This is a genomic window from Albidovulum sp., assembly GCF_049646345.1.
Lineage (GTDB): Bacteria > Pseudomonadota > Alphaproteobacteria > Rhodobacterales > Rhodobacteraceae > Albidovulum.
Genome location: NZ_JBARVQ010000096.1, coordinates 1 through 8,277, shown reverse-complemented (window position 1 = coordinate 8,277; position 8,277 = coordinate 1). Strand labels below are relative to the sequence as shown.

Genomic DNA, 8,277 nt, shown 5'->3' with positions numbered 1-8,277 from the left:
CGCCTGCCCTGGCGGTTCTTCGGCGCGACGCTGAGCGTGCTGGCCCGACTTTGATCGGCACCCTGCCCTGTCGCCTTTTTTTGGAATCCTGACAAACCGGAGAGGACCAATGTCCCCCAAGACCCTCTATGACAAGATCTGGGATGCCCATGTCGTTGATACCCAGGACGATGGCACCTGCCTGCTCTATATCGACCGCCACCTCGTGCATGAGGTAACGAGCCCGCAAGCCTTCGAAGGCCTGCGCATGACCGGCCGCAAGGTCCGTGCGCCCGAAAAGACCATCGCGGTGCCTGATCACAACGTCCCCACGACGCTTGACCGGGCCAACGCTGCCACGATGACCGAAGAAAGCCGCATTCAGGTCGAAGCGCTCGACAAGAACGCCAAGGAATTCGGTGTTCACTATTATCCCGTCTCGGACATCCGTCAGGGCATCGTCCATATCGTCGGGCCGGAACAGGGCTGGACCCTGCCGGGCATGACGGTGGTCTGCGGCGACAGCCACACCGCAACGCATGGTGCCTTCGGGGCGCTGGCGCACGGGATCGGCACGTCCGAGGTGGAGCATGTTCTGGCGACGCAAACGCTGATCCAGAAGAAATCGAAGAACATGAAGGTGGAGATCACCGGCAAACTGCGCCCCGGTGTGACCGCCAAGGACATCACGCTGTCCGTCATTGGTGCCACCGGCACGGCGGGCGGCACCGGCTATGTCATCGAGTATTGCGGCGAGGCGATCCGTGATCTGTCGATGGAAGGCCGCATGACCGTCTGCAATATGGCGATTGAGGGCGGCGCGCGTGCGGGCCTGATCGCGCCGGATGAGAAGACCTTTGAATACGTTCAGGGCCGCCCCCATGCGCCGAAAGGCGCGCAATGGGAAGCAGCCCTCGCCTGGTGGAAGACGCTGAACACCGATGACGGCGCGCATTTCGACAAGGTCGTGACCCTGAAGGGCGAGGATATCGCCCCCGTCGTCACCTGGGGCACCAGCCCCGAAGACGTGCTGCCGATCACCGCTGCAGTTCCCGCAGCAGGGGATTTCAAGGGCGGCAAGGTCGAGGCGGCGCAACGCTCGCTCGACTATATGGGGTTGAAGCCGGGCCAGAAGCTGACCGACATCAAGATCGACACCGTCTTCATCGGCTCCTGCACCAACGGACGGATCGAGGACCTGCGTGCAGCCGCCGCGATCCTCAAAGGCAAGAAAGTGGCCGAGGGGATGCGCGCGATGGTCGTGCCGGGCTCGGGCCTTGTCCGGGCCCAGGCCGAGGAAGAAGGGCTCGCCCAGATCTTCATCGATGCCGGATTCGAATGGCGGCTTGCGGGCTGTTCAATGTGCCTTGCGATGAACCCCGACCAGCTTTCGCCCGGCGAACGCTGCGCGGCAACGTCGAACCGCAACTTCGAGGGCCGTCAGGGCCGGGGCGGTCGCACCCACCTGATGAGCCCCGCAATGGCAGCGGCAGCGGCGGTCACCGGTCACCTGACCGATGTGCGCGTGATGATGGCAGAAGCGGTGTAAGGGAGAAGAGACATGGACAAATTCACCACCCTCACCGGGATCGCGGCGCCGATGCCTCTCGTGAACATCGACACCGACATGATCATCCCCAAGCAGTTCCTGAAGACGATCAAGCGCTCGGGCCTTGGCGCCAATCTCTTTGACGAGATGCGGTTCACGCAGGACGGCAAGGAAATTCCGGATTTCGTGCTGAACCAGCCTGCCTACCGGGAAGCCGAGATCCTCGTCGCCGGTGACAATTTCGGCTGCGGATCGAGCCGGGAACATGCCCCTTGGGCGCTGCTCGATTTCGGCATCCGCGCTGTGATCTCCACCAGCTTTGCCGACATCTTCTTCAACAACTGCTTCAAGAACGGCATCCTGCCGATCATGCTGCCACAGGATGCGGTCGATGTCCTGATGGAGGATGCACGGAAAGGCGCCAATGCGCGGATGAGTGTCGACCTTGAGGCACAGACTGTGACCACCTCGGATGGGCAGAGCTTTGCCTTCGAGGTTGATTCGTTCCGGAAGCACTGCCTTTTGAACGGTTTGGACGATATTGGCCTGACGCTCGAAAAAGCCACGGCAATCGACTCGTACGAAAAGACCGCTGCCCAGTCTCGACCCTGGGTTTAGTCATAATATCGCCATAATGACATGGGCCGCCCCCTCTGGCGGCCCTTTACCTAGCGTAAAATGACGGAATCTTGCACCGAAATTGATGCATTGCCGCACCACTTCTTCCACGAAAACGCCTTATTGCCGGGGTTAACCTTAACCACAAGTTGATGGGGAGGCGGAATTGCGCGCATGTTCGGTCCAGATGAGGCAGGTCGTCGCTTATGGCGAGCCCGCGTTGGATCAGAGCACCGGCAATGTACCGGTTCCGGCCAGACGAGGGGAATAGGGTAGTGTTTTCTCAGCTGACGGGAGCCCTCGTGCGGGCATTGCTGATCGTGGTGTTGATTGCAACGCCATCGCTCATGCTGCCCGGCGTGCCGTCGGACACCACCCAGATTGTTGCCCTTGTCGCGCTTTTTGCAGCCGCACTGACCTTCTTCGAATATGCCTCAACCTATCCCGGACTTGTCGAGTTTCGCGATGCGCCGCCCTTCAACCGGCTGCGCTTTCTGTCGCTGTTCGTGACGGTGTTGATTCTGTCGACCATAGTGCGGGGCGAAGTAATGCCCACGACACTGACGACCTTCATCGAAGCTCTGGGTAGCCGGCTGGGTGAAGTGATCGATGTTCCCTACAGCCCGGTTCGCCTTGTCGTGCTTATGCTGCCCGAGGGGATGAGCCTGAAGCACCTCATGCTGGTGCGGACCACAGCGGGGATCGCCTATGTGATCTCGCTTCTGACACTGGTCTTCTTCGTTGTCGCCATGCGGGCAATCGGCTGGCCGAACCGGATGGGCAGCTTCAATGTCTGGATCAACCTGCCGACCTTCGATCCCACAACGGGTGGCGATGTTGTTGACCGGTTGCAGCGTGACGCGCGGTTCAATATCGCGCTTGGGTTCCTTCTGCCGTTCCTCATTCCTGCGTCTGTGAAGCTGGCCTCCCTTGCCTTCTCGCCGGTTACGCTGGAAAGTCCACAGACACTGATCTGGACAATGACTGCATGGGCCTTCCTTCCTGCTTCCCTCTTCATGCGCGGCATCGCGATGGGACGCATCGCGGGCATGATCGCCGAGAAGCGCAAGCGCAGCAACGCGCCCACAAACCCGGACCTTGTGCCGGCCTGATCATCGCCGCCTGCCTTGCGGCAGGCCCGGTCAGCAGCGAAACACTTCGCATCGCCACCTACAATGCCGATCTGACACGCAAGGGGCCGGGGCTTCTTTTGCGAGATATCCTGTCTGGGCGTGACGAGCAGGTCGAGGCCGCTGCCGATGTCATTGCCGCCGCAGCGCCGGATATTCTTCTGGTTACCGGGTTTGACTACGATCTGGACGGCGTTGCCCTGGCCGCCTTTGCCGACCGGTTGTCCGATCGTGGAGTCGACTACCCGCATGCCTTCGCCATCAGGCCCAATACCGGCTGGCAGAGCGGTGTTGATCTGAATGGCGACGGCAAGCTTGGCGGGCCCGGCGACGCGCAGGGTTATGGTCGCTTCGCGGGCGAGAACGGCATGGCGATCCTGTCACTGTTGCCGATCGAGAATGGCGCAGCATTGGACTACTCCACCTTCCTCTGGCGTGACCTGCCAGAAGGGTTGATTGCCGGTGCCGCACTCTCCGATGACGCGCAGGCGGTGCAGCGGCTGTCGACCACCGGGCACTGGTCGGTTCCGGTGATTTTGTCTGACGGCAGCCATCTGACCCTGCTGGCCTGGTATGCGACGCCGCCCGTCTTCGATGGATCTGAGGACCGGAACGGACGCCGCAACCATGATGAAACCGCCTTCTGGCTGCGATTGCTCGACGGTGATCTGCCGTTTGAAGCCCCTTCCGGGCCCTTTGTCTTGCTGGGGGATGCCAATCTTGACCCTGTGGACGGTGATGGCCGGGCAGAGGCCTTGTCGGCGTTACTCACCGATCCACGGATACAGGATGTTCGCCCCGGTAGCGATGGTGCACGCGCAGCGGCTGCCCAACAGGCCGGAGTGAATGAAAGTCAAAGCGGCGAGGCCGCGACCGACACCGCCGACTGGCCCGACGACCGGGGACCGGGCAATCTGCGTGTGGATTATGTGCTGCCCTCCGCCGGGCTGAAGGTTCTGGATGCCGGTGTGTGGTGGCCGGAACCAGGTGATCCGGCGCTGGCACCTGTGGAGGCCGCCTCGCGCCATCGGCTTGTCTGGGTCGAAGTAGAGTTCCCGTAGGATCCTCTGCTACCGCCCGGCGGTCTCCAGGCAATGACGACGAAACGCCTTCTTCAGCATATCAAGCTCGGCCCTGAGCAGGTCGATCTCGGCCCGCAGATCGTCTTCAAGCGGTTCCCCCGTGACAATGCTGAACTGTCCGATCTTGTCACCGCTGCCTTCGTCGCGCACGAGGAATGTCTGCACGCCATCGGCCAGTACACCGGACGGAATCGCGAAAGAAACCGGCCAGCGGCCGTTCCCGGTCCTGGCACCGGCCTTGAGGGTTTCCAGCTTCTGATCCAGATGCCAGATCTCGATCCGGGGTGCCGCATCGCCAGAGCTGGCGATTTCCGCCTCCCAGGTTCCGGCCCGAATTCGCGCCCATTCCAGTGCCAGATCGCTCATCGCTCCTCCGTCAAAGTTCCGCGCGCGGGCGGCGGCTGAATGTCAGGTCGCGCAACACGATCTGGTTCATCTCAGGGCCTTCGAAGATCAGGTCGATCCAGACCTTCTCAACCCGTTTTTCGTTCATCTTGGTATAGGCGAGGTCAAACTCCACCATGACCTCTGCCTCATTCAATGGCAGCTCGCGGACCAGCTGTTCCGAGTTGGGCCCGTGCCGAACATTGAGGCGGGCAAAGATCTCAATCGGCTTTTCCATCTCGACCTGCGTTTCCATACGGATCACATGCTGCAGGGTCAGGCCCTCTATGGCCTCTTCGGGCAGGTCAATCACGACGGACAGAAACGACCCGTCGAACCGAAACACATCCATGCGAAAGCCAAAAGGCGCAAGATCGCTTTCGCGGGTATTGCGGATCTGGCGCAGGGTCAGTTCGCTGGTATCGCAATCGTGGAAAATCGTGGCCTCGTCCCCGAATGTGGCGCGGTTTTCCACCGCCGCCATCCCCGGGGGCGTGATCGGGCCCCGCCAGATTTCCGGGCGCCAGGCCCAGTCGGACATCAGCGGTTTGCGGATTGCTTTCGACCCGATGGCGGGCAGCATCAGACGCCCGTCCGCCACATATAGCAGCCGGTCAATCTCACGCCGCACCTGACGGGCGGGCCCGCGCAACCCACGAAGCGTGGCCAGATCGGCCGTGTCGGCATCTGCGGCGATATTGCGCCAGCGCGCAATCGAACGGCGCAACAGGAACCGGTCAAGCATCGTGCCGATACCACTCTTCATCCGATGCGCCGCTTTCCCGCTATCTGATCGCTCAACCTATCGTCCAAGTCTTACCCATTCCTTCCGCCCCGGCGCAAGGTCGGGTCTTTTAACCCGGCCAACAGTCACGCGGCATTCGCCGCACGAATCCTTGCGATCAAAGCCTCAAGCACCCGGCGTTTCTGGCCCGATGACAACGGCCTGCTGTTAAGGCTGAGCGCTGAGACCGTCACCATGCTGCCCTCAAGGGTCAGAACCGCGCGCCAGTATTCCGGCTCTACCTGCTGGCCTCGTGCCGCCGATGCGTCACGCAGTTCCAGCAAGAGCGCGCCATCCGCCTGAACGACATTCGCCACGGTGATGTCGGCCGCCTCACCCGACCGGCTCAGGGCGGCCCGCCCCGGTGCGGAGCGGAAGAAGGTCGTGAGGGCCGGCAGGCTTTCAGCAAAGGTCGCGGCATCCGGCGCACCGGGCAGGACGGAAACGGTCAGAACCGCAGGATCGTCAGGCTGCCCGGCCGCGGGCGACCCGGCCAGTGCGGCGCAGGTCCCAAAGAGGACAAAGGCCCCTTCCGGCCCGTCCCGGGTGGCAGCGCGGTCGATACAGTAACCGGTCGGTCCGGATACGACGACCGCCCCGTCCGCCACCGCGATGGCACGCGTGACCTCTGCCGGTCCGAGCGCGATACACCCGGCAAGCCCAAGCGGTATCCCCAACAGCAGAAGAAGCCGACCGATCCGGGCGGATAAAGCCATCAGCATTCGCGCCATGCCCCTGGGCAATTGGCGAAAAGCACCTGTGCTTCCATCCAAGCGACGGCCGTTCATCGAGCCCCTCTTTCCAGTCAGTTACCCTGCAATATGCGAGCCATGGACTGGAAACAAGCACGTGCATCGGCATCGGCGCCGTTCCGCAATTGAAGCCGCCGCGATGGGCGGCTAAAGCGTTTCGGGTTTTTGTTAAGGTGACAAGTATCAGAATTCGAACGAAAAAGGTTCAAATTCTGATTCAATGTAAACCCGAAACGCTATAGCGTCGCGACCATCATGCTGATACCCATCGCCGCTTATGCCCCACAGGAAGATCTGACTGCCCCGGCACGGCCGAAGGCCGAGCTTTGGCGGCTTCTTCCCGCTGCCATCGTCATTGTGGCGCTTTACCTTGGGCCACTGATGCTGCTCGGCGTCTACCTTACAGAAAGATACGGAAGCCTCATTGCATCGGCATTGTTCGAGCGAATTGTCCATGGCGATACCCCCGGCGGCATGTTGTTGCTGCTCTGGACGTTTCTGGGGCTCGCGCTGGGTCCATTTGCGGCGGTACGGTTGCTGCATGGACGTGGTGCAGCCACGCTTTTCGGACCGTCATGGCGTACTCTGCGCACCGATTTTCTGCGGGTCTTTGTGCCGGTTCTCGGGCTTCAGCTGGTTATGTTGCCGCTGACCCTGCATGGTGCTGACATTCGCCCCGGTCTCAACCTCACGACCTTCCTGCTCTATCTGCCTTTCGCACTTCCCGGCATCCTGATCCAGATCGGGGCCGAGGAACTGGTGTTCCGGGGCTATCTGCAAAGCCAGCTCGCCGCCCGCTTCAGGATGCCCGCAATCTGGATCGGCGTACCGTCGGCGCTGTTTGCCTGGGGGCATCATCTGCCGGAAGAATACGGGCAGAATGCCTGGCTGATCACGCTCTGGGCCGCGATGTTCGGGGCGATGGCGGCGGACCTGACGGCACGGACCGGCAATCTGGGTGCGGCCCTTGCCTTTCATTTCGCCAACAACGCCATCGCCCTTCTCGTGGTTGGCGTCGCGGGCAATCTCGACGGTCTGGCGCTCTGGTCGCTGCCGCTTGACCTCAAGGATACCGATGTCACCCGCCCAGCCCTGATGCTCGACTTCGCGACGATGATCGTCTCGTGGCTTCTGGCCAGGCTGAGCTTGCGCGTCTGATTGCATTTCGCGTCCGCCCGGACTATCTCAGGGCCTGACGCACAGACCCAAGGCAGGCCCCGATGAACTGGATCACCAACTACGTCCGGCCCACGATTAACTCGCTGTTCTCGCGGCGCGAGATTCCGGACAATCTCTGGTCCAAATGCCCCGAATGCGGAACGATGCTGTTCCATCGGGAACTGAGCGACAATCTCAACGTCTGCACCAATTGCGATCATCACCTTGCGATCACGCCACGCGACCGCTTTGGCGCGCTTTTCGACGGCGGCGTCTTTTCCGAGGTGAAGGTGCCCGAACCCATCGCCGATCCGCTGCATTTCCGCGACCAGAAGAAATATCCCGACCGGATGAAAGCGGCGCAGAAGGCCACAGGCGAAAAAGAAGCGATGCTGGTTGCCGAGGGCGAAATCAGCCGCACCCCCATCGTCGCCGCAGCCCAGAATTTCGCCTTCATGGGCGGGTCGATGTCGATGTATGTCGGAAACGCGATCATCGCCGGTGCGGAACGGGCGGTAAAGCTGAAGCGGCCCTTCGTTCTTTTCTCAGCTGCCGGTGGCGCGCGGATGCAGGAGGGTATTCTCGGCCTGATGCAGATGCCGCGCACCACGATCGCGGTCGAGATGCTGAAAGAGGCGGGCCTGCCTTACATCGTTGTCCTGACCCATCCGACGACCGGTGGCGTCACCGCCTCCTATGCGATGCTCGGTGACGTGCAACTGGCTGAACCGAATGCGCTCATTGGCTTTGCCGGTGCCCGCGTCATCGAACAAACGATTCGCGAAAAACTGCCCGAAGGCTTCCAGCGCTCGGAATATCTTCTCGATCACGGCATGCTCGA

The 8,277-nt window shown here is 61.6% G+C and carries 9 protein-coding genes; 6 read left to right on the top strand and 3 right to left on the bottom strand.

All coding sequences use genetic code 11. The annotated features are described in order from the left end of the window. Window positions 1–109: 109 nt before the first annotated feature. From leuC to WBB85_RS02440, 4 genes are all read left to right on the top strand, one after another. Window positions 110–1,528 (top strand): 3-isopropylmalate dehydratase large subunit, encoded by a 1,419-nt coding sequence (gene leuC, locus WBB85_RS02455; RefSeq protein WP_432637036.1) that lies wholly within the window; start codon window positions 110–112, stop codon window positions 1,526–1,528. 12 nt (window positions 1,529–1,540) lie between these two features. Continuing rightward, complete coding sequence (gene leuD / locus WBB85_RS02450; protein WP_432637035.1) at window positions 1,541–2,146, top strand: 3-isopropylmalate dehydratase small subunit; 606 nt, start codon at window positions 1,541–1,543, stop codon at window positions 2,144–2,146. A gap of 275 nt (window positions 2,147–2,421) precedes the next feature. Further along, window positions 2,422–3,258, top strand: coding sequence for a hypothetical protein (locus WBB85_RS02445; protein WP_432637034.1), 837 nt, complete (start codon window positions 2,422–2,424; stop codon window positions 3,256–3,258). A gap of 98 nt (window positions 3,259–3,356) precedes the next feature. Beyond that, window positions 3,357–4,337 carry an endonuclease/exonuclease/phosphatase family protein gene (locus tag WBB85_RS02440; protein ID WP_432637037.1) on the top strand — a complete coding sequence of 327 codons (981 nt, stop codon included), beginning with the start codon at window positions 3,357–3,359 and terminating at the stop codon, window positions 4,335–4,337. A gap of 9 nt (window positions 4,338–4,346) precedes the next feature. Here WBB85_RS02440 and WBB85_RS02435 read toward each other — a convergent pair whose 3' ends face one another. The 3 genes from WBB85_RS02435 to WBB85_RS02425 form a co-directional block, all read right to left on the bottom strand. Further along, the gene (locus WBB85_RS02435) at window positions 4,347–4,724 is read right to left on the bottom strand and encodes a hypothetical protein (protein WP_432637033.1); all 378 of its coding nucleotides are present in this window, start codon (window positions 4,722–4,724) and stop codon (window positions 4,347–4,349) included. A gap of 10 nt (window positions 4,725–4,734) precedes the next feature. Continuing rightward, complete coding sequence (locus WBB85_RS02430) at window positions 4,735–5,508, bottom strand: DUF6478 family protein (protein WP_432637032.1); 774 nt, start codon at window positions 5,506–5,508, stop codon at window positions 4,735–4,737. A 104-nt stretch (window positions 5,509–5,612) separates the two neighbouring features. After that, the gene (locus WBB85_RS02425; protein WP_432637031.1) at window positions 5,613–6,248 is read right to left on the bottom strand and encodes a hypothetical protein; all 636 of its coding nucleotides are present in this window, start codon (window positions 6,246–6,248) and stop codon (window positions 5,613–5,615) included. 285 nt (window positions 6,249–6,533) lie between these two features. Here WBB85_RS02425 and WBB85_RS02420 point away from each other — a divergent pair, with 285 nt between their 5' ends. After that, window positions 6,534–7,436, top strand: coding sequence for a CPBP family intramembrane glutamic endopeptidase (locus WBB85_RS02420; protein WP_432637030.1), 903 nt, complete (start codon window positions 6,534–6,536; stop codon window positions 7,434–7,436). A 62-nt stretch (window positions 7,437–7,498) separates the two neighbouring features. After that, window positions 7,499–8,277 (top strand): acetyl-CoA carboxylase, carboxyltransferase subunit beta (accD, locus tag WBB85_RS02415; protein ID WP_432637029.1); only part of this gene is annotated, 779 nt, incomplete at its 3' end.

Excerpts from the sequence above, each read along its gene's own strand:
- leuC (WP_432637036.1), top strand. The coding sequence starts at position 110 with ATGTCCCCCAAGACCCTCTATGACAAGATCTGGGATGCCCATGTCGTT.
- leuD (WP_432637035.1), top strand. The coding sequence starts at position 1,541 with ATGGACAAATTCACCACCCTCACCGGGATCGCGGCGCCGATGCCTCTC.
- WBB85_RS02435 (WP_432637033.1), bottom strand. The coding sequence starts at position 4,724 with ATGAGCGATCTGGCACTGGAATGGGCGCGAATTCGGGCCGGAACCTGG.
- WBB85_RS02430 (WP_432637032.1), bottom strand. The coding sequence starts at position 5,508 with ATGAAGAGTGGTATCGGCACGATGCTTGACCGGTTCCTGTTGCGCCGT.
- WBB85_RS02425 (WP_432637031.1), bottom strand. The coding sequence starts at position 6,248 with ATGCTGATGGCTTTATCCGCCCGGATCGGTCGGCTTCTTCTGCTGTTG.
- WBB85_RS02420 (WP_432637030.1), top strand. The coding sequence starts at position 6,534 with ATGCTGATACCCATCGCCGCTTATGCCCCACAGGAAGATCTGACTGCC.